Annotated in this window: 23 protein-coding genes; 17 read left to right on the forward strand and 6 right to left on the reverse strand. The window is 49.0% G+C overall.

The window, feature by feature from the left end; genetic code table 11:
- Positions 1–28: 28 nt before the first annotated feature.
- Complete coding sequence (coaBC, locus tag ACUHGC_RS02045) at positions 29–1,285, reverse strand: bifunctional phosphopantothenoylcysteine decarboxylase/phosphopantothenate--cysteine ligase CoaBC (protein ID WP_446834029.1); 1,257 nt, start codon at positions 1,283–1,285, stop codon at positions 29–31.
- A 203-nt stretch (positions 1,286–1,488) separates the two neighbouring features.
- On the opposite strand from coaBC, the gene radC reads away from it, so the two are divergent.
- The 8 genes from radC (at position 1,489) to ACUHGC_RS02085 (ending at position 6,034) form a co-directional block, all read left to right on the forward strand.
- Positions 1,489–2,151, forward strand: coding sequence for a RadC family protein (radC, locus tag ACUHGC_RS02050; protein WP_446834030.1), 663 nt, complete (start codon positions 1,489–1,491; stop codon positions 2,149–2,151).
- Positions 2,152–2,362: 211 nt separating this feature from the next.
- A complete protein-coding gene (rpmB, locus tag ACUHGC_RS02055; RefSeq protein ID WP_034615498.1) occupies positions 2,363–2,599 on the forward strand; it encodes a 50S ribosomal protein L28 in 237 nt (78 codons plus the stop codon).
- 11 nt (positions 2,600–2,610) lie between these two features.
- Positions 2,611–2,781: a 50S ribosomal protein L33 gene (gene rpmG / locus ACUHGC_RS02060; RefSeq protein ID WP_446834031.1), complete on the forward strand. Its 171-nt coding sequence runs from the start codon at positions 2,611–2,613 to the stop codon at positions 2,779–2,781.
- Positions 2,782–2,900: 119 nt separating this feature from the next.
- Positions 2,901–3,152 carry an FAD assembly factor SdhE gene (locus ACUHGC_RS02065; protein WP_446834032.1) on the forward strand — a complete coding sequence of 84 codons (252 nt, stop codon included), beginning with the start codon at positions 2,901–2,903 and terminating at the stop codon, positions 3,150–3,152.
- 119 nt (positions 3,153–3,271) lie between these two features.
- A complete protein-coding gene (gene rpoE, locus ACUHGC_RS02070; protein WP_446834033.1) occupies positions 3,272–3,850 on the forward strand; it encodes an RNA polymerase sigma factor RpoE in 579 nt (192 codons plus the stop codon).
- A gap of 57 nt (positions 3,851–3,907) precedes the next feature.
- Positions 3,908–4,477: an RseA family anti-sigma factor gene (locus tag ACUHGC_RS02075; protein ID WP_446834034.1), complete on the forward strand. Its 570-nt coding sequence runs from the start codon at positions 3,908–3,910 to the stop codon at positions 4,475–4,477.
- An 81-nt stretch (positions 4,478–4,558) separates the two neighbouring features.
- The gene (locus ACUHGC_RS02080; protein WP_446834035.1) at positions 4,559–5,581 is read left to right on the forward strand and encodes a MucB/RseB C-terminal domain-containing protein; all 1,023 of its coding nucleotides are present in this window, start codon (positions 4,559–4,561) and stop codon (positions 5,579–5,581) included.
- Between the two features lie 3 nt (positions 5,582–5,584).
- Positions 5,585–6,034 (forward strand): SoxR reducing system RseC family protein, encoded by a 450-nt coding sequence (locus ACUHGC_RS02085; protein ID WP_446834036.1) that lies wholly within the window; start codon positions 5,585–5,587, stop codon positions 6,032–6,034.
- 11 nt (positions 6,035–6,045) lie between these two features.
- On the opposite strand, the gene greB is transcribed toward ACUHGC_RS02085, so the two are convergent.
- Positions 6,046–6,525: a transcription elongation factor GreB gene (gene greB, locus ACUHGC_RS02090; RefSeq protein ID WP_446834037.1), complete on the reverse strand. Its 480-nt coding sequence runs from the start codon at positions 6,523–6,525 to the stop codon at positions 6,046–6,048.
- A 107-nt stretch (positions 6,526–6,632) separates the two neighbouring features.
- Positions 6,633–7,325, reverse strand: a complete 693-nt coding sequence (gene aqpZ, locus ACUHGC_RS02095) for an aquaporin Z (RefSeq protein ID WP_446834038.1) — start codon at positions 7,323–7,325, stop codon at positions 6,633–6,635.
- 311 nt (positions 7,326–7,636) lie between these two features.
- On the opposite strand from aqpZ, the gene ACUHGC_RS02100 reads away from it, so the two are divergent.
- Positions 7,637–8,458: a carbon-nitrogen hydrolase family protein gene (locus ACUHGC_RS02100; protein ID WP_446834039.1), complete on the forward strand. Its 822-nt coding sequence runs from the start codon at positions 7,637–7,639 to the stop codon at positions 8,456–8,458.
- Between the two features lie 55 nt (positions 8,459–8,513).
- Here the strand turns inward: ACUHGC_RS02100 and ACUHGC_RS02105 are convergent, their stop codons facing one another.
- Genes ACUHGC_RS02105 through ACUHGC_RS02115 form a run of 3 tightly spaced genes read right to left on the reverse strand, consistent with a single transcriptional unit; the run spans position 8,514 to position 11,140 of the window.
- The gene (locus ACUHGC_RS02105; protein ID WP_446834040.1) at positions 8,514–9,266 is read right to left on the reverse strand and encodes a heme ABC transporter ATP-binding protein; all 753 of its coding nucleotides are present in this window, start codon (positions 9,264–9,266) and stop codon (positions 8,514–8,516) included.
- 11 nt (positions 9,267–9,277) lie between these two features.
- A complete protein-coding gene (locus ACUHGC_RS02110; protein ID WP_446834041.1) occupies positions 9,278–10,288 on the reverse strand; it encodes a FecCD family ABC transporter permease in 1,011 nt (336 codons plus the stop codon).
- A 6-nt stretch (positions 10,289–10,294) separates the two neighbouring features.
- Positions 10,295–11,140 (reverse strand): heme/hemin ABC transporter substrate-binding protein, encoded by an 846-nt coding sequence (locus ACUHGC_RS02115; protein WP_446834042.1) that lies wholly within the window; start codon positions 11,138–11,140, stop codon positions 10,295–10,297.
- A 97-nt stretch (positions 11,141–11,237) separates the two neighbouring features.
- Between ACUHGC_RS02115 and ACUHGC_RS02120 the strand changes: the two genes are divergently transcribed.
- The 8 genes from ACUHGC_RS02120 (at position 11,238) to ACUHGC_RS02155 (ending at position 18,042) form a co-directional block, all read left to right on the forward strand.
- Complete coding sequence (locus ACUHGC_RS02120; protein ID WP_446834043.1) at positions 11,238–13,397, forward strand: TonB-dependent hemoglobin/transferrin/lactoferrin family receptor; 2,160 nt, start codon at positions 11,238–11,240, stop codon at positions 13,395–13,397.
- 188 nt (positions 13,398–13,585) lie between these two features.
- Positions 13,586–13,870, forward strand: a complete 285-nt coding sequence (ftsB, locus tag ACUHGC_RS02125) for a cell division protein FtsB (protein ID WP_446834044.1) — start codon at positions 13,586–13,588, stop codon at positions 13,868–13,870.
- Positions 13,870–14,565 (forward strand): 2-C-methyl-D-erythritol 4-phosphate cytidylyltransferase, encoded by a 696-nt coding sequence (ispD, locus tag ACUHGC_RS02130; RefSeq protein ID WP_446834045.1) that lies wholly within the window; start codon positions 13,870–13,872, stop codon positions 14,563–14,565. The genes ftsB and ispD overlap by 1 nt, the downstream gene beginning before the upstream one ends.
- Positions 14,562–15,053, forward strand: coding sequence for a 2-C-methyl-D-erythritol 2,4-cyclodiphosphate synthase (gene ispF / locus ACUHGC_RS02135; protein WP_446834046.1), 492 nt, complete (start codon positions 14,562–14,564; stop codon positions 15,051–15,053). Before ispD ends, ispF begins: the two co-directional genes overlap by 4 nt.
- The gene (gene truD, locus ACUHGC_RS02140) at positions 15,053–16,093 is read left to right on the forward strand and encodes a tRNA pseudouridine(13) synthase TruD (protein ID WP_446834047.1); all 1,041 of its coding nucleotides are present in this window, start codon (positions 15,053–15,055) and stop codon (positions 16,091–16,093) included. Before ispF ends, truD begins: the two co-directional genes overlap by 1 nt.
- Before the next feature lie 8 nt (positions 16,094–16,101).
- On the forward strand, positions 16,102–16,842 hold the full coding sequence (gene surE, locus ACUHGC_RS02145; protein WP_446834048.1) for a 5'/3'-nucleotidase SurE: 741 nt from the start codon (positions 16,102–16,104) through the stop codon (positions 16,840–16,842).
- Position 16,843: 1 nt separating this feature from the next.
- Positions 16,844–17,470: a protein-L-isoaspartate(D-aspartate) O-methyltransferase gene (locus tag ACUHGC_RS02150; protein WP_446834049.1), complete on the forward strand. Its 627-nt coding sequence runs from the start codon at positions 16,844–16,846 to the stop codon at positions 17,468–17,470.
- A complete protein-coding gene (locus ACUHGC_RS02155) occupies positions 17,467–18,042 on the forward strand; it encodes a YqaA family protein (protein WP_446834050.1) in 576 nt (191 codons plus the stop codon). The genes ACUHGC_RS02150 and ACUHGC_RS02155 overlap by 4 nt, the downstream gene beginning before the upstream one ends.
- Positions 18,043–18,048 lie beyond the last annotated feature (6 nt).

An 18,048-nucleotide genomic window follows, 5' to 3' on the forward strand; every position in this document is an offset into this window, starting at 1 on the left:
ATGTCATCGGGTTAGTGTGTTTCGGTTATTACGGATTGGTTTCTCGGTTTGCTTGCCGGTGGTAGCATTGCATAATCAGCTGCGCCAACTGCAGGCTGAGCTGATATTTATCGTTCAACGCCAGCGCTTGCTGCTGCACGCCGTGCGGTGTTTGCCAAAATACCGTCAGGGCATTTTGCTCGCTGTTAAAGCCTTGCCCCTGCTGTGCCACATCGTTGGCGCAGATCATGTCTAAATTTTTACGCTGTAGTTTACTCAGCGCATAATGCTGCACATCTTGGGTCTCCGCTGCGAATCCTACCACAAAAGGGCGGTTGGCGGATAGCGCGGCAACCGCTGCAATAATATCGGGGTTTTTCACCAGTTTCAGCAGTATACTGTCGCTGTCGTCGGTTTTTTTAATTTTTTGTGCGGCGACGGTTTCCATCCGGTAGTCGGCAACTGCGGCACAGCCGATCATAATCTGCTGGGAAGTGGCTAACGATAAGCTGAGATCGTGCATCTGTTGCGCTGATTCCACATCATAACGTTGCACGCCGACAGGTATCGGCAGATTCACCGGACCGGCAATCAAACTGACTTCCGCCCCCAATTCGGCGAAGGCGCGCGCCAGTGCAAAGCCCATTTTGCCTGAGCTGTGATTGCTGATAAAGCGCACCGGATCGATCGCTTCGCGCGTCGGACCGGCGGTAATTGCGACTTTAATGCCTTGATACGGCTTGTCAGACCGCACTTTAGTCTCAAGTGCGGTTTCGATGGCGGCAAAAATTTCCGCCGGTTCGGACATCCGCCCTGCGCCGACATCACCACACGCCTGCTCGCCGGAGTTTGGACCGATTAACCGCACGCCGCGTTGCTGCAAGCTCGCGAAGTTTTGTTGCACCACCGGCTGGCGGTACATTTGCTGATTCATCGCCGGTGCCAGCAAAATCGGGGCTTCGGTTGCCAAACAGATAGTGGTTAACAGATCGTTTGCCATGCCGATCGCTAAGCGCGCGGCAAGATCAGCGGTGGTCGGTGCGATCACGATCAAATCCGCCCACTTTGCCAGTTCAATATGCCCCATTGCCAATTCGGCTTGCGGATCGAGCAGTGATTCGGCAACCGGATTGCCGGAAATCGCTTGCAGCGTCAACGGTGTCACAAAGTGTGTTGCCGCTTCGGTCAGCACTACCCTCACTTGCGCGTCTGCTTTGCGTAGCAGGCGGATCAATTCAATGCTTTTATAGGCGGCAATGCCGCCGCTAATTCCGATGACAATCCGTTTTCCGCTCAAGTTGCTCATGTGGTTTTCCGCTGTTGGTTCTCAATAATGTTGTGCATTTTACTGTAATTTTTCCCCTTCGGCTAATTGTTCGGCTATCAGATTGTTGAAAAAATGGCATAAAACGTAAATTTGGATTACGGATCGCAAAAATAGTGTGTTGCGATGTCATTTTGATCGACGTTCGCTGATATTACCCTTCTGATTTCAAACGGGAAACGACTATGACAACCGACAATTTGATGCCACGCGAAAAGTTATTGCGGCTGGGCAGTGAAGCACTGAGCGATCAAGAGCTGATCGCGATTTTTTTACGCACCGGCATTAAAGGCTGTCCGGTGATGGAGCTGGCGCAGCGGGTGTTGTGGCATTTCGGTTCGCTGCGCCAGTTATTGAATGCTGATCAGCAGACATTTTGCGGCATGAAGGGGCTGGGCGTCACTCAGTTCATTCAATTACAGGCGAGCAAAGAGATGACCAAGCGCTATTTACAGCAGCAATTGCAGCGGGAAGTTCAATTTCACGATACCGAGAAAGTGCGGTTATACTTGCAAACCGAACTGGAAGCGCATCGGCGCGAAATCTTTATGGTGCTGTTTCTCGACAATCAACACCGTTTAATTAAAAAAGAAGAGATGTTTTTCGGCAGCATCAACAGCGCCTATGTGCACCCGCGTGAAATTGTCAAAACCGCACTCGAATATAATGCCGCCGCGGTGATTTTGGCGCATAATCACCCGTCGGGCGTTGCCGAACCGAGCGCTGCCGATCGCGACATCACCGATAAGATCCAACGCGCTTGTGAGCTGATCGAAGTGCGGGTGCTGGATCATTTTGTGATCGGCGAAGGCTGCTACCGCTCTTTTCGTGAACTGGGCTGGTTATAACTGATAGCGGATCGACGATCCTGAAAACGATCCTGCCGAACGGGAAAATTTGATTTAATCTGTTTTTGTACTTGAGTCGTGATGAAAAAATGGTATAATCCCCCACCTTTAATATTGGCGTGGGTCGGGTTACATACCTGACGAGGTTACCGCAAGGCGGGATCCGAACCACGAAGCTCGAGCTTAATTAAGTTTTATTGGAGAATTAACAATGTCTAGAGTCTGTCAAGTCACAGGCAAGCGTCCGGCAGTTGGTAACAACCGTTCGCACGCAATGAATGCGACCAAACGTCGTTTCTTACCAAACCTGCACTCTCACCGTTTCTGGGTTGAAAGTGAAAAACGTTTCGTAACCTTGCGCGTTTCTGCGAAAGGTATGCGTATTATCGATAAAAAAGGCATCGATTCAGTGTTAGCTGATTTGCGTGCCAAAGGTGAAAAATTCTAAGGATCTGAATTATGGCAAGCAAAGGCGCGCGTGAGAAAATCAAACTGGTTTCTACTGCTGAAACAGGTCATTTCTACACCACAACCAAAAACAAACGTAATATGCCTGAGAAAATGGAGATCAAAAAATACGATCCTGTTGTTCGCAAGCACGTTGTTTACAAAGAAGCAAAAATTAAATAATTTTTGTTACTGTTAAAAAAGCCCGATTGTTATCGGGTTTTTTTATGCCTGCAATTCAGAGATATGCTATGATTTGCGCTATTCCGTTCGTGGTTTTCGAGAAGATAGAGGAGTGGAAAGTGAATCAATACAATAAATTAAAAATTGCCTGGGCGTGTCGGCGCGGGATGTTGGAACTGGATTTTATGATTATGCCGTTTTACCAACAGTGTTTTGACACGCTGTCCGAACAGCAAAAAGCCACCTTTATCGAGCTGTTGGACTACACCGATCCCGAACTGTTCCGCTGGCTGATGAATCAACAACCTGCGCCGACACCACAGCTCGCCGAGATGGTGGCGCTGATTCAGGCAAATTTAAGAAATAATTAAGCTAATTTTGATAAAAAATTGAACTTTTGAAAAAGTGCGCGCTCTAATTCAGTATACCGACCCTGCTGTCATTGCAATTGGATTGTTAGCGTACTATGAGGTAAGGAGATTCACTTCTGATGAGTGAACAACTAACGGATCAGGCTCTGGTAGAAAAAGCACAGCAAGGTGATAAAAAAGCATTTAATTTGTTGGTCGCGCGCCATCAGAACAAAGTTGCCGGTTTGTTGACCCGATATATTTCGGCAAATGACATTCCCGATGTGGTACAGGAAACTTTTATTAAAGCCTACCGCTCTTTGGAACTGTTCCGTGGCGACAGCGCATTTTACACATGGCTTTACCGCATTGCGGTGAACACGGCAAAGAATTACATCACCGCGCAGGGGCGGCGACCGCCGAGCGAAGACATTCAGGCGGAAGACGCGGAAACCTATGAAGCGGGTGATCATTTAAGAAATGTGGATACACCGGAAAATTTAATGCTGTCGGCGGAATTGAAAAAAGTCGTGTTTGAGACGATTGCCGCTCTACCGGAAGAATTAAAAACCTCAATTACGTTGAGGGAATTAGAGGGATTGAGTTACGAAGAGATTGCTGAGATTATGGAGTGCCCGGTCGGAACGGTACGTTCGCGAATTTTCAGGGCGCGGGAAATTATCGACAGCAAGATTTCGCCACTCGTCAATAACGTTTAACCTTAAGTGACTGGATTACAGATCAACTGGATACAGAAAATAGCGGAGTAGATTAAAATGCAAAAAGAGTTACTTTCAGCCTATCTGGACGGGGAATATCAAAACGATCACCTGCTTGATACCCTGTGCCAAGATGAAGAACTTCAGCAAGCATGGAATCGCTACCATTTGGTTCGCACCGTTGCCCGCCAAGAAACAACCGTGTTGCTGGGAACCGACTTTACCGCCAAAATGGCAGATTTGATCGAGGCTGAACCGCACTTTGCCGTTGAGCAGCCGACACCTGCCGCAGCGCAGCAATTGCCGTTTATGCAAAAACTGAGAAGCTGGCTGAACCCGTTGAGCCAAGTGGCGGTGGCGGCAAGCGTTTGCTTAGTGGCAGTATTCGGCGTGCAATCTTATCTGCAAAGTGACAACGGCGTTGTGGTGGCGGAAAATCCGGTGCTGCAAACTCTGCCGTTTACCGACAATATCCAACAAGTGAGCTACAATGCGCCGAGCCAAGATGTGCCGAGCCAAGCGCAGATGGAGCAACAAAGTAAACGTATCAATATGATGCTGCAAAACTATGAATTGCAGCGTCGCAGCAATAATCAGCAGTTGAATGCCGCCGCCAGTCATGAGTAACGGCGCGTAAGCTGTAAGTATTAAAAATTTCACCACCTTACGGTGGTGAATTTGTTTTGGTCGCTACGAGTTTAATTGTGTATGAAGTCATTAAAATCTCTGTTTTTGTTCACCGTGCTGTTGCCGTTTTCGGTGTTGGCGGATTCGCCGTCGACTGAAGCGGCTGCGCCAACCGTCAATCCGCAGCAAACCGCCCCGACACAGCCGAGTGCCGAGTTGCACAACAAATTGCTGAATGCTTTGCAACAGATGTCTCAAGCCTGGCGCAGCAGCAATTACGATATTTCGTTTATTCAGATCCTGCCTTCCCAGGTCAACAGCTATCAATACCGCCACGTGTTTGCCAATCAGCGCCATTACGCGCAGCTTTCCGCATTGGACGGCGCACAGCAGGAAATTATTCAACGAGACGGGATCATAAGTTATTACGGCAACAGCTATCAGCCGTTCAGTATTCGCGGCAGCTATATTTTAGACAATATTCCAAGCGTCGCTCATGCGGATTACCGCTATCTGCAAACTTATTATGATTTTATCGACGCCGGTAAAAATCGGGTTGCCGACCGGTTGGCGCAAGTGATTCGGCTGCTGCCAAAAGACGATTTCCGCTATCAATATGTGCTGTGGCTTGACGAGCAAAGCAAGCTGCTGTTGCGCAGCGATCTGTTGGATCGCAACGGCGAATTGTTGGAACAGTTTCGGGTGATCGATTTGCAGCAAAGCGGCAACGCACAAAGTTTGGTCGGCTTGTTGGAACAGTTGAATCTGCCGCCGTTAATCAACGTGCAAGGCGAACATTCGCCCGCGCCGAGCTGGCAGCTTGCCTGGTTGCCGCCGGGTTTCCAGTTGGTGAAGCATGAACGTTACGAAACGGAAATCGGCTCGCTGGAAAGTGCGATGTATAGCGACGGGCTGTTTTCGTTTAGCCTGTATATCAATCATAACATTGAGGATGAACTTGGCGAACATTACTGGCAGCAGGCGGGCAATACCATTTATACCGAAACCGCAAACCAGCGCGAAATTACCTTAATCGGGCAAATCCCATTGATCACCGCCAAGCGGATTGTGAAAGATGTCAGCTTTGCCGAAGGGGCAAACTAAGCGATGTTGATTGAAACGGCATTGGTGCTGGAATATCGCGACGGCATTGCCAAAGTGCGGTGTGAAACCAAAAAAGGCTGTAGCGGCTGTGCGGCGCAAGCCAGCTGCGGTGCGGCGGCATTGTCGGAGCTGAACGGCAGTCAGAATAACGGCAGCCTACTGTTTGAGCTGCCGGTCGATCAGCCGCTTGAAGCCGGACAGTTAATTGAAATCGGCTTGCAGGAAAAGTCGATGATTCTGTCGGCGCTGCTGCTGTATATCGTGCCGCTGACCGCACTTTTGCTTGCAACCTTAATCGGTTCGCTGTTTTTGTCACATGAACTGCTGCTGGCGCTGTTTGTGTTCTTGATGACCGCCACGGCATTTGTGGCGGTGAAAAACATCAGCGCGCGCTTAAGCCGCCAAACCCTGTACCAGCCGATTTTTCTACGCAAGCTGCTGAACCGCACTTGAGCTGGCGGCGCTTATTCCGGCTGATACCAAATTTTATTGATATACCACACCGCCTCGCCCGACGGGGTGTTGACTTTAATTTCATCGTCCACCGCTTTACCGATCAGCGCGCGCGCAACCGGCGAATCAATCGAAATCCAGTGCTTTTGCGGATCAAACTCATCACAGCCGACAATCCGATACTGCTTGGTTTGCCCGTCCAGATCTTCCAGCTCCACCCAAGCGCCAAAGAAAATTCTGCCCTCTTGTTTCGGGTGATAATCCACGATTTGCAACACGTCCAAACGCTTGCTTAAAAAGCGTACCCGCCGATCAATTTCACGCAACCGACGCTTGCCGTAGATGTATTCGGCGTTTTCACTGCGATCGCCGAGTGCCGCCGCTTCCGACACTGCCTGGGTCACTTTCGGACGCTCTTCGCGCCATAAAAATTTCAGTTCTTGATCGAGGCTGTTCCAGCCGTGGCGGGTAATATAATTGGATTTTGCCATCTGTTTTTGAGTTATCGATTAAATTGAGCTTAATGTACGCTGATTATAGCACAGAAAAAAGCCGCTTTCCTTGGCTGGAAAGCGGCTTTTGCTGAATAATTCAGGGATTATTTTTGACCTGAAAGCAATGAACGGTAGATGACGCCGCCGATTGCCGCACCGACGATTGGTGCCGCCCAGAACAACCACAGTTGTTCAACCGCCCAGCCGCCTTGGAACAATGCCACACCGGTACTGCGCGCCGGGTTAACCGAGGTATTGGTAACCGGAATGCTGATCAAATGAATCAGAGTCAAGCCCAAACCGATTGCGATCGGTGCGAAGCCTTTCGGTGCACGCTCGTCGGTGGCGCCCATGATGATGATCAGAAAGAACGCGGTTAATACCACTTCAATCACCAATGCTGCCGCCAGGCTGTATTGGTTTGGAGAGTGTTCGGCGTAACCGTTGCTTGCAAAGCCGCTTGCTGCCGCGTCAAAACCGGCTTTCCCGCTGGCTACGCAATACAATACCGCTGCGGCGGCAATCGCGCCCAACACTTGAGAAATGATGTATGGCAGCAATTCTTTCGCGCTGAAACGGCCACCAACCAATAAACCTACGGAAACCGCCGGGTTAAAATGACCGCCGGAAATATGCCCGACTGCATAAGCCATTGTTAAAACGGTTAAGCCGAATGCCAAAGCCACACCGGCAAAGCCGATACCCAGTTCAGGATAAGCCGCAGTCAAAACCGCACTTCCGCAACCGCCGAATACCAACCAGAATGTGCCGAAGAACTCAGCAAAATATTTGTTCATACCATAATTTCCTTTCGTTAGTTTACAAACGAGCGAATATTACTCGTTTCAGCGCCAGACCACAACAATATTTACACTCCGATTGGTATTTATATTTTATTCATTAAAAAGCAATTAAGTCATTTAAAGCAATAGTAACCGGGTGTTATTACTTTCCGCTGGAAATTGTCGATCCATTCGGTGTTTTTTCGACTTTAGTAAATAACTAAGCTAATTTAAAAATCTCTGTCACGATGCCCGTTCTGACTTGTTTTCCGAACAAAATCAAGGGATACTGAAACGAGAAACTGGAACAAAGATAAGGACACAGCATGACGACAGCAAATTTCAAAGTAGCCACGATCCAAATGGTTTCGACAACTAACATCGACTCCAATATTGACACCATGCAAACTCTGGTGCATAAAGCGGCGCAAGCCGGTGCCAAATGGGTGTTATTGCCGGAATATTGGGCGTTGATGGGCGCAAATGAGAGCGATAAGCTCGCCATTGCCGAAACATTTGAGCAAGGCAGATTGCAGAGCCTGCTATCCGAATTGGCAAAAGCGTTACAAATCGTGCTGTTTGCCGGTTCGATTCCGCTGCGCGGCACTGAAGAGAATAAAGTGCTGAACAGTATGTTGGTGTATGGCGAGCAGGGCGAACTGCTTTCCCGTTACGATAAAATCCATCTGTTTAACTATAGCGGCAACGGCGAAAATTATTGTGAGGCAGACAGCATTCAAGCCGGTTATCAAGTGCCGGCACTGCAAATCGGCGAAGTCAGCGTCGGGCAGGGGATTTGCTATGATCTGCGTTTTCCCGAACTGTTCCGCGCGCAAACCCCGTATGATGTGTTGATGCTGCCTGCGGCGTTCACCTATACCACCGGCAAAGCCCACTGGGAACTGTTGTTGCGTGCAAGAGCGGTGGAAAATCAGTGTTATGTGGTGGCGTCGGCGCAGGGCGGGCGTCATCAAAGCGGACGCACTACCTTCGGACACAGTATGATTATCGATCCGTGGGGTGAAATTATCAGCGGTGTCGGTGAAGGTGAAGGATTCGCGATTGCTGAAATTAACTTTGAACGCTTAGATGAGGTGCGTAGCCGCCTGCCGGCACTCGGCCACCGCCAGTTGTTTGTGCGCGCTTAGCCGTTCGCTTGTGCAAAACCGCACTTTGCCTCGACTGCGGTCAAAGTGCGGTTTATCACCAAATATGCAGCCTGCCTTGTTCTTCTTTAACCTCGGCGCGATAGCCGTAAACCGCTTCTATTTGATCGGTGGTCAAAACCGATTTTGGCGTACCTATATTAAAAATACGCCCTTTATCCAATAAAATAATGCGATCACAATAACGAGCGGCAAGGTTCAGGTCGTGCAAAACCAACAAAATTAAATGCCCTTGTTCGGCTAGGGCGTTGGTTTGTTGCAGCAGTTGATGTTGATGTTTCAAATCCAACGCGCTGGTCGGTTCGTCCAGTAACACTAATTTGGGTTGTTCACTGGCTTGAATTTGCAACCAAATGCGTGCGGCGTGTACTCGTTGTTTTTCACCGCCGGATAAATACAGATAATTTTGGTTTGCCAAATGTTGTAAATCAAAAATCGTCAATGCTGCTGCCATTAACTGCTCGGCGCGGGTTTTCTCGGGCATTACGGTGGCAAAGCCCATTGCCATAATTTCAGTCACGCAAAAGGCAAAATTCAGCTGACTCTGTTGTGGTAAACAGGCAAGCTGTTTAGCGCGTTCGGCGATCGACAAATGACGCAAATCCTGTTGTTGCCAATTTAGTTCGCCGTGAGACGGAAGATCTTGCATTATCGCCTTGAGTAAGGTTGATTTGCCTGCACCGTTTGCCCCCAGAATCGCCACTGTTTGCCCTGCGCAGAGTTGTAGATTAATTGATGATAATAAGCGCTTATGCGCAATCTGTAGGCTCAGATTTTTTAAAATCAGCATGATTTTCTTTGCTATCCCTTTCTGCGTTGGTTAACCAGTAGTAACAGAAAAAACGGCGCACCGACTAAGGCGGTGATAATCCCGACCGGAATTTCCGCCGGTGAGGCTAGGGTTCTAGCCAACAAGTCGGCTAACAGCATTAATGTTGCGCCACAGACCGCACTTGCAGGGATTAAATATTGATGATTCGGCCCCAATAAGCTGCGACAAATATGTGGCACGATTAAGCCGACAAAACCGATCATGCCGGCAACAGCCACTGCACTGGCGGTACCAAGTGCGGTTAGATAAATACAACGGCGTTTTAAGCGTTCAACCGAGATACCTAAATGTCGGGCTTCATTTTCGCCTAATAACAAAAGATTCAATCCTTGTGCTCTCCTCATAAAGAAACTCAACATCAAGATTAACACCGCATAACATCCCCATAAATCGAAAAAGTCAGCGGCGGCAAACGAGCCCAGCTGCCACATACTTAAATCGCGCAAGCGCTGATCATCGGCAATAAATTGTAAAAAGCCAAGTAGCGCAAACGCCAGTGAGCCAATCGCAATGCCACTCAATAACATCAGTAACATTTGGGTGCCAAGTGCGGTATGCGCAATTCGATAGACCAATAAAGTGGTGCTGATGCCGCCGATAAAGGCAAACAATGCGGTGGCTTGTAACGGAAATAGGGCAAACCAGCCGGCGGGCAGCAACACAATTGCGACTGCCGCTCCCAATGCCGAGCCTGCGCTAATGCCGATAATTCCGGGATCAGCTAGCGGATTGCGGAATAAGCCTTGCAGCACTGAGCCGGAGACACCTAAAATTGCACCGACCGCGATGCACAACAAACTGCGTGGCAAACGTAACTGTTGCACAATATATTGTTGCATCGTGTCACCTTGCCCGAGCAAGGCGGAATAGCTTTCTCGCCAACTCAAAGCAACCGCGCCTTGGCTTAATGAGGTAAAAAACAGCACGAGCAACACACCGCTACACAGCATAAAAAACAGAAACGGATTAATTCGTTGCATTATGCCTTATCCGCAGTTCGGGTTATTGGCGATCGCTTGGGCAATCCGTTCGGCTTCATTCACACTGCTAAGGTTAAATCCGCCCAACAACGCACGCCCGTCTAAAGTGAAAACGCACTGGTTTTTTGTGGCTTGTAATTGGCTAAGATATGGATATTTAGTCAAAATATCTGGTAGATTCTGTGCCAAACTACGCTCAGATACCAATAAAATTTTAGGATTGAGTGCCAATAACTGTTCAATTGAATAGGAAAAATAGGCTTTGCCGTGGACTTGATTTTGAATATTGATTAATTGCATCACCCCGTCTGCGGTACTGTTATCACCACTGATTTGTGGTGGACGTTGTTCGCTCAATAGTACGAAAGCCCCTTGTAACGGCTTCGGTGTCAGTTTTTTGATATTTTCTACTTGCAGATTAACCGTATTTTTCAATTGTTGTGCCGCTTCGGCATTATCGGTCAAACTTGCCAGTTGATCGATCTGGTTGTACAACCCACTCACGTCATGATTGCCTTGTTTAATGATATCAATCCGAATCCCTGCCGCTTCTAACTGTTTTAAAACGCTTTCCGGCCCCATTTCTTCACTGCCGATGACTTGAGTCGGTGCTAGCGCCAAAATCCCCTCGCTGCTTAAATTGCGTTGATAACCCAAAATCGGCACGTTTAAACCTGCGGCACGGCTGGTTGAATCCACTGCAACAATATTCTCGCGTTGCTTTAAGGCAATCAGAATTTCGGTTATACCTGAGCCGACGGAGACGATTTTTTGTGGTATTTGTTGTGCTAATGTGGCGCTGCTGATAAGACACATTAAACCCATACTGATGATAAGTCTTTTATATTGCATAAATTTATTTCCTAAATTAAAGCGGACAGATATTGCAAAATTGTTAAATGAAAATATAATGCGAATTGTTATTATTTGCAATATATAAGGTGGTTCTATGCAGTTTCAAAAATCAAAATTAGTATCGGCAATTATTTTAGCGTTAACTGCCGGTTACACTCTGGCGGAAACCCAATTGGCAGAAATTCGGGTGATTGAAGAAGGCAACGTAAGTGCGGTCAATCATTCGGAAATTAACGCAAGCGAGATTGGAAAGCGCAACCCAAGTAGCATTAAAACCTTGTTTAACAGCCTATTGGATGTCGATGTTAACAGTTTGCAACGTACCCGTGCCGGTAACGAAGGGATTAATATCAGGGGGTTGCAAGGTAATCGGGTCGGTATGTCGATTGACGGGATCCCGTTACCTGAATCACAAGAAAATAAATTGTTTGCCACCGTCGGCATGGCGTTTGGGCGAGGTGATTTTATTGAGCCTACCTCATTGCAAACGGCACAGATTCAGCGTGGTGGTTCATCTACAGGGCTTTCCGGCAGTGTGAATTTTACCACCTTAGAACCTGATGAACTGTTAAAAGGGCGGGCATTGGGCGGACTTCTATCCAGCGCATATAACAGCGTTGATCAATCGGTCGCCGGAACGCTGGGTTTTGCCGCACAAAATGAAAAATATCAAGGATTACTATTAACCACTTATCGCCAAGGCCATGAAAGTCAAACCAATGGTGATGTCGGCGGAGTCGGCAGCAACCGCACTGAAGCCAATCCGGCGGATTATAAGAGCGGTTATGTGTTAGTCAAAAATTATTACCAACTGAACGATAAGCATCGGATCGGTGTGACCTTTGAACATTTGCAACGGGAAACCGACAGTGAGCGTTTGTCTGAGCTCGGTTCCTCCGTCAGTCGTAGCGGGGTGGTTACCAATAATATCAGCGATCATACCAACGATAAGGTTAAACGAAACCGTCTCTCTTTAAGTCATCAATATGCCGATGACAATTTGTTAATCGATAGCAGCGTTTATTTCCAATCGGCGCAAACTGACAACCACCGTCGCCGCTACTACACGACCGGAACCGTTGCCACCACTCGTCTTGATGATGCGTTTAATAAAGATAAAACCTATGGTATTCGTTCGCAAATCAGCCGGTCATTATCCTCCGCATTGCCGCAAATTCTGCGCTACGGCGTGGCGTATTCCTATCAGGATTTGACTAATCAATTAATCACCACGGCCGCCGATAACCGCAAACCTTCGGCGGATACCAAGCAGTCTAAATTACATTTATACGTTGAAGATGAAATCACCTTGGGCAACGTGGTGTTGACACCGCACTTGGGGATTTTGGATTACCGTTTAAAACCGAGCGCGGCGAATGGCTATGTGCAACGTGCCGAAAATTATGCCCCGATCCAAAATCAGCATAAAACCGTATTCCTGCCTAAATTCAGTGTAGTTTGGAACATTATGGACGAAATTCGTCCATATGCTCAATATTCGCGCGGTTTCAAAGCACCGTCGGCACAGCAGTTAACCACCTCGTTCGGCAACAGCGGCCCTGGTTATAGCTATTCGATTGTCGGCAATCCGAAATTAAAACCGGAAACGGCGGATAACTTTGAAGTCGGCTTTAAGGGTAATAGCGACCGCTTAGAATATCGGGTTGCCGGTTTCTATAACCGTTATAAAAACTTTATTGATTACCTCACCCAAGCCTCCATGCCGAATATGATTATTCAGTATGAAAATATTGCCAAAGCCAAAATTTACGGTGTTGATGCCAACCTAAAATGGGCATTCTGGCAAGATCTGAGTGCTTCTGCCGGCATTAGCTATGCTCGCGGTAAAGCGACGGAAGATGGCGTGGTACGTCCAATCAACAGTGTTCAGCCGCTAAAATTGCGTGCAGGACTGGCGTATGAGAGTGAACAATGGGGCGCCAATCTGACGTTAACCCATGTTCGAGCCAAGGCGGACAAAGATATCGACGGCACGATGTATAACCCGAGTATCAGTTATAACTTGGTTGATCTTGGCGCTTATTGGCAACCGGTTAAAAACGTAACCTTGAGCGCAAGCGTTAACAACCTGTTTGATAAAAAATACTGGAATTGGTCGGATATTTCTTATCTTGCCGGTAGAAGTAACCAAACGTCCGCTTACGACGGCAGCGTGTCTATCAGCAACGGCAATGCCGACGCTTACACTGCACCGGGACGCAATTTTAACCTCGGTATTCGTTACGCCTTTTAATTTGCAAGACCGCACTTTAATTTTGCTTAAAGTGCGGTAGCTATCTAGTGAAGATATTCTCAAGTAATTGTTACTTTTCACCACCCCCTATTCGGATTTTTTCACCGCTTCGGCGTTTAGCATTCCATTTTTACGCGATTTCAAGGTAAACTATCCCTCATTTAATCACAACAAGAGAACAAGCAACAATGCGGGTATTGATCATTATTCTGGGTGGTTTGCTGCTGCTGTTTCAATACAGTTTCTGGTTCGGCAAAAACGGTTACCGCGATCATCAGACGGTGCAACAGGAAATCGAACAACGCACGGCGGAAAATACGCAACTGGCGCAGCGCAATCAGCTAATCATGGCGGAAATCAAAGATCTGAAAGAGGGCGTGGCGGCGGTTGAAGAACGCGCCCGGCTGGAACACGACATGGTAAAAAGCAACGAAGTGTTCTATCGTTTGATGAAAGCGGACGAATATCAGTAATGGCGGTGCGTAGAATTATCGCGGTGGTGCCCGCCGCCGGCAACGGCAGCCGAATGCGGCAGCAGAAGCCGAAACAATATTTAGAGCTGAACGGCAAAACCATTTTACAGCACACCTTAGACGTGTTGCTGAGCTACCCGGCGATTGAAAAAGTGATTGTCGCAGTGGCAAAAGACGATCCCTATATTGACGACTTGGCATTGCAGCAGCAGACTAAAATTGAACTGGTGATCGGCGGCGAAACCCGCGCCGACTCGGTACTTGCCGGTTTGCAACACGCGCCGGACGACAGTTGGGTGCTGGTGCATGACGCCGCGCGCCCTTGCTTGACTCATCAGGATTTAGACCAATTATTACAGATTGACGATCCGAACGGGGCTATCTTGGCTCATCCGGCGACCGACACGATTAAACGTGCCAATTCGAAGCAGCAAGTTTGCGCCACCGAAGATCGCAGCCGATTATGGCACGCCATGACGCCGCAATTTTTCCCGACTGCCGCCTTGCGCCAAGCCTATCAAGCGGCATTTGCCCAACAGCTCAGCCTGACCGATGAAGCCTCGGCCATGGAGTTGGCGGGGTTTAGACCGCACTTGGTGAGCGGGCGCTCGGATAATTTGAAAGTCACCCGCCCGGAAGATTTAGCCTTAGCGGCGTTTTACTTACAACACAGACAAACGGAGAACAACCGATGATTCGCATTGGACACGGTTTTGACGTACACGCTTTCGGCAGCGAAGGCCCGATTATCATCGGCGGCGTGGCGATTCCTTATGAAAAAGGCTTGCTGGCGCATTCCGACGGCGATGTGGCGTTGCACGCCTTAACCGACGCGTTGCTTGGCGCGGTGGCGCTCGGCGACATCGGCAAATTGTTTCCCGACACCGACATGGCATACAAAGGTGCCGACAGCCGCGGCTTGTTGCGTGAAGCCTATCGCCAAGTGCGGTTACAAGGCTATCGGGTTGGCAATGTTGATGTGACGATTATTGCGCAAGCGCCGAAAATGCGCCCGCATATCGACGCGATGCGTGCCTGTATCGCCGCAGACTTGGAGTGCGACATCACACAAGTGAACGTGAAAGCCACCACCAGCGAGAAGCTCGGCTTCACCGGGCGCGGCGAAGGGATTGCCTGCGAAGCGGTGGCGTTGCTGCTGCGCGAACAAACGAAGGATAACTAATGGCGGAACTACACTACCTCTATGGCAAGCCGACACAACACGCTCGCTTGAAAACCGAGTTCAGCGATTTTATCGTGCGAGAACAGTTGGGCTACGAGATGAGTGGCGACGGTGAATTTGTCGCGCTCAAAGTCCGCAAAACCAATGCCAACACCCTGTTTGTCGGCGAAAAACTGGCGGCATTTGCCGGGATTTCGGCGAAAAATATGAGTTATGCCGGTTTGAAAGATCGCCATGCGGTGACCGAACAGTGGTTCTGTTTACACCTGCCGGGCAAAGCGACGCCGGATTTCAGCACATTTCAATTGGACGGGGTAGAGATTCTGGAAATTACCCGTCACAACCGTAAAATTCGGGTCGGCAGTTTGCAAGGCAACCAGTTTGAAATTTTGTTGCGTGATCTCAGCGAAAGTGCGGATCTGAACCAACGCTTAGAAAACATTCAACAGCACGGTTTCCCAAATTATTTCACTGAACAGCGTTTCGGACGCGACGGTCATAATTTAACCCAAGCACTGCGCTGGGCGAAAGGCGAGATTCAGGTGAAAGACCGCAAAAAGCGCAGTTTTTACCTCTCTGCCGCACGCAGCGAACTGTTTAATTTGATTGTCTCGGCGCGGATCCAAGACGGCTTGAGCCAAACGGTGCTTGAGGGCGATGTGTTGCAGCTACAGGGTTCGCACAGCTGGTTTGTGGCGCAGCAAGCCGAACTGGAGGATTTACAAGTGCGGTTACAGCAACACGATGTCGGGCTGACCGCAGCACTGATCGGCTCGGCAGAACTACAAACACAGCACGATGCACTGTTGCGCGAACAGGCATTGGTCGAGCAACATCAAGAATTGGTGGCGCTGATGCATAAAGAGCGGTTGCAAAATGCGCGTCGTTTAATCTTGGCGCAGCCACAGAATTTTGAATGGCAATTTGAAGCCGACGGCTTAAGGCTGCGTTTCGGCTTGGAAAGCGGCAGCTATGCCACCGCGCTGGTGCGTGAATTGGCACAGTTGGGCGGCAACGAATCACAAAACGAATCACAATAAGGAAGTGTATGCACATATTATTGAGTAATGATGACGGCATTCATGCCGAAGGGATTCAAACCATGGCGGCGGCGCTGCGCAAATTCGCCACCGTGACGATTGTTGCGCCGGATCGTAATCGCAGCGCGGCATCCAGCTCGTTAACCTTGGTCGAGCCGCTGCGACCGCTGAAATTGCCTAACGGCGATTACTGCATTAACGGCACGCCGGCGGACTGCGTTCATCTGGCGTTAAACGGCTTCTTGTCGGGGCGGGTCGATTTGGTGGTGTCGGGGATTAATGCCGGTGCAAATTTAGGTGACGATGTGATCTATTCCGGCACGGTTGCCGCCGCACTGGAAGGCCGCCACCTCGGATTGCCGTCGATTGCGGTTTCCTTGGACGGGCGAATCTATTACGAAACCGCCGCGCAAGTGGTATGCGATTTGATTCCGACGTTGCATGACAACGTGCTGGGCAAGCGAGAAATCATCAATATCAACGTGCCGGATGTTCCGTATGAACAACTGAAAGGGCTGAAAGTCACCAAGCTGGGCTATCGGGAATCCGCCAGTGCAATGGTGAAACAAGTGGATCCGCGCGGTGAGCATATTTATTGGGTCGGCGCCAGCGGCTTGCCGGAATACAGCGGCGAGGGCACTGATTTTCATGCGGTGGCGAACGGTTATGTGTCGTTAACGCCGATTCAAACCGACATGACCGCACATCAATCGTTGCAGCGCCTGCAAACTTGGGTGGAAGCGGAGTAAGATGTCGATACTGGAACAGCGCCGCTTGGTTGAGCGGCTGCGCTCACAAGGCATTCAAAGCCACACGATTTTGCAAGCGATGTATGAAATTCCGCGCAGCAACTTTGTGCAGGAAGCGTTTGCGCGCCGCTGTTATGACAACACCGCGATTCCGATCGGCGAGGGGCAAACCTTATCGCAGCCGTATATCGTGGCGAAAATGACCGAACTGCTGCAGCTGACGCCAGATGATAAAGTGCTGGAAATCGGCACCGGCAGCGGTTATCAAACCGCACTTTTGGCAAAACTATGCCATCAGGTGTACAGTGTCGAGCGGATTAAAAAATTACAGTGGCAGGCGATCCATCGCTTGAAAAAGCTGGAGCTGCACAATATTCAGCTGCGCCATGCGGACGGTTGGAGCGGCTGGGCGGCAAAAGCACCGTTCGATGCGATCATTGTCACCGCGGCGGCGGAAAGTATGCCGATTGAGCTGTTACAACAATTAAAAGACGGCGGGCGAATGGTGATTCCCGTCGGTAAAGAGGTTCAGATTTTACAACTGATCACCCGCGTCGGCGATAAATATCATGTTGAAAAAATCGAAGAAGTCAAATTTGTGCCGTTAGTGGCAGGAGCGCTACAGTGAAAATTTTTGGAAAGATGTATGATCAGGTAATGCGCTGGTCGCGTCACCGTTTGGCAGTATATTGGCTGGCGTTTGTCAGCTTTATTGAATCGATTTTTTTCCCGATCCCCGTTGATGTGATGCTGATTCCAATGGCAATGAACGCCCCTAAGAAAGCATTGCATTATGGGCTGTACACCTCACTTGCGTCCGTCGCTGGTGGCTTAGTAGGGTATTTGATTGGGTATTATGCGTTTGATATGGTACAACACTATATTGTGCAATTTGGTTACCAAGCCAAATTAGAACAAATTATTCAATGGTTTGAACAATGGGGCATTTTGGTGCTCTTTGTCGCGGGATTTTCGCCTGTGCCTTATAAAGTCTTCGCCATTGCCGCAGGGTTATTACATATGGCACTCTTGCCTTTTATCTTCACCTCGTTTATTTCACGCGCGGCACGTTTTATTCTAGTGGCAAAATTAGCCGCTTGGGGTGGACCGAAAGTCGAAGCGAAATTGCGCCGTTCTATTGAAGTGATCGGCTGGGGCGTGGTAGTCTTAGCCGTTATCGCCTATTTTATTTTACGTTAGTTTTAG

The sequence above is a fragment of the Testudinibacter sp. P27/CKL/0425 genome, from assembly GCF_052931395.1.

Coding starts and splice junctions, on each gene's coding strand:
- rpmG (WP_446834031.1), top strand. CDS start 2,611: ATGGCAAGCAAAGGCGCGCGTGAGAAAATCAAACTGGTTTCTACTGCT.
- surE (WP_446834048.1), top strand. CDS start 16,102: ATGCACATATTATTGAGTAATGATGACGGCATTCATGCCGAAGGGATT.
- ACUHGC_RS02100 (WP_446834039.1), top strand. CDS start 7,637: ATGACGACAGCAAATTTCAAAGTAGCCACGATCCAAATGGTTTCGACA.
- ispF (WP_446834046.1), top strand. CDS start 14,562: ATGATTCGCATTGGACACGGTTTTGACGTACACGCTTTCGGCAGCGAA.
- greB (WP_446834037.1), bottom strand. CDS start 6,525: ATGGCAAAATCCAATTATATTACCCGCCACGGCTGGAACAGCCTCGAT.
- rpoE (WP_446834033.1), top strand. CDS start 3,272: ATGAGTGAACAACTAACGGATCAGGCTCTGGTAGAAAAAGCACAGCAA.
- truD (WP_446834047.1), top strand. CDS start 15,053: ATGGCGGAACTACACTACCTCTATGGCAAGCCGACACAACACGCTCGC.
- ACUHGC_RS02105 (WP_446834040.1), bottom strand. CDS start 9,266: ATGCTGATTTTAAAAAATCTGAGCCTACAGATTGCGCATAAGCGCTTA.
- coaBC (WP_446834029.1), bottom strand. CDS start 1,285: ATGAGCAACTTGAGCGGAAAACGGATTGTCATCGGAATTAGCGGCGGC.
- ACUHGC_RS02115 (WP_446834042.1), bottom strand. CDS start 11,140: ATGCAATATAAAAGACTTATCATCAGTATGGGTTTAATGTGTCTTATC.
- ACUHGC_RS02150 (WP_446834049.1), top strand. CDS start 16,844: ATGTCGATACTGGAACAGCGCCGCTTGGTTGAGCGGCTGCGCTCACAA.
- radC (WP_446834030.1), top strand. CDS start 1,489: ATGACAACCGACAATTTGATGCCACGCGAAAAGTTATTGCGGCTGGGC.
- rpmB (WP_034615498.1), top strand. CDS start 2,363: ATGTCTAGAGTCTGTCAAGTCACAGGCAAGCGTCCGGCAGTTGGTAAC.
- ACUHGC_RS02110 (WP_446834041.1), bottom strand. CDS start 10,288: ATGCAACGAATTAATCCGTTTCTGTTTTTTATGCTGTGTAGCGGTGTG.
- ACUHGC_RS02085 (WP_446834036.1), top strand. CDS start 5,585: ATGTTGATTGAAACGGCATTGGTGCTGGAATATCGCGACGGCATTGCC.
- ispD (WP_446834045.1), top strand. CDS start 13,870: ATGGCGGTGCGTAGAATTATCGCGGTGGTGCCCGCCGCCGGCAACGGC.
- aqpZ (WP_446834038.1), bottom strand. CDS start 7,325: ATGAACAAATATTTTGCTGAGTTCTTCGGCACATTCTGGTTGGTATTC.
- ACUHGC_RS02080 (WP_446834035.1), top strand. CDS start 4,559: ATGAAGTCATTAAAATCTCTGTTTTTGTTCACCGTGCTGTTGCCGTTT.
- ACUHGC_RS02120 (WP_446834043.1), top strand. CDS start 11,238: ATGCAGTTTCAAAAATCAAAATTAGTATCGGCAATTATTTTAGCGTTA.
- ACUHGC_RS02075 (WP_446834034.1), top strand. CDS start 3,908: ATGCAAAAAGAGTTACTTTCAGCCTATCTGGACGGGGAATATCAAAAC.
- ftsB (WP_446834044.1), top strand. CDS start 13,586: ATGCGGGTATTGATCATTATTCTGGGTGGTTTGCTGCTGCTGTTTCAA.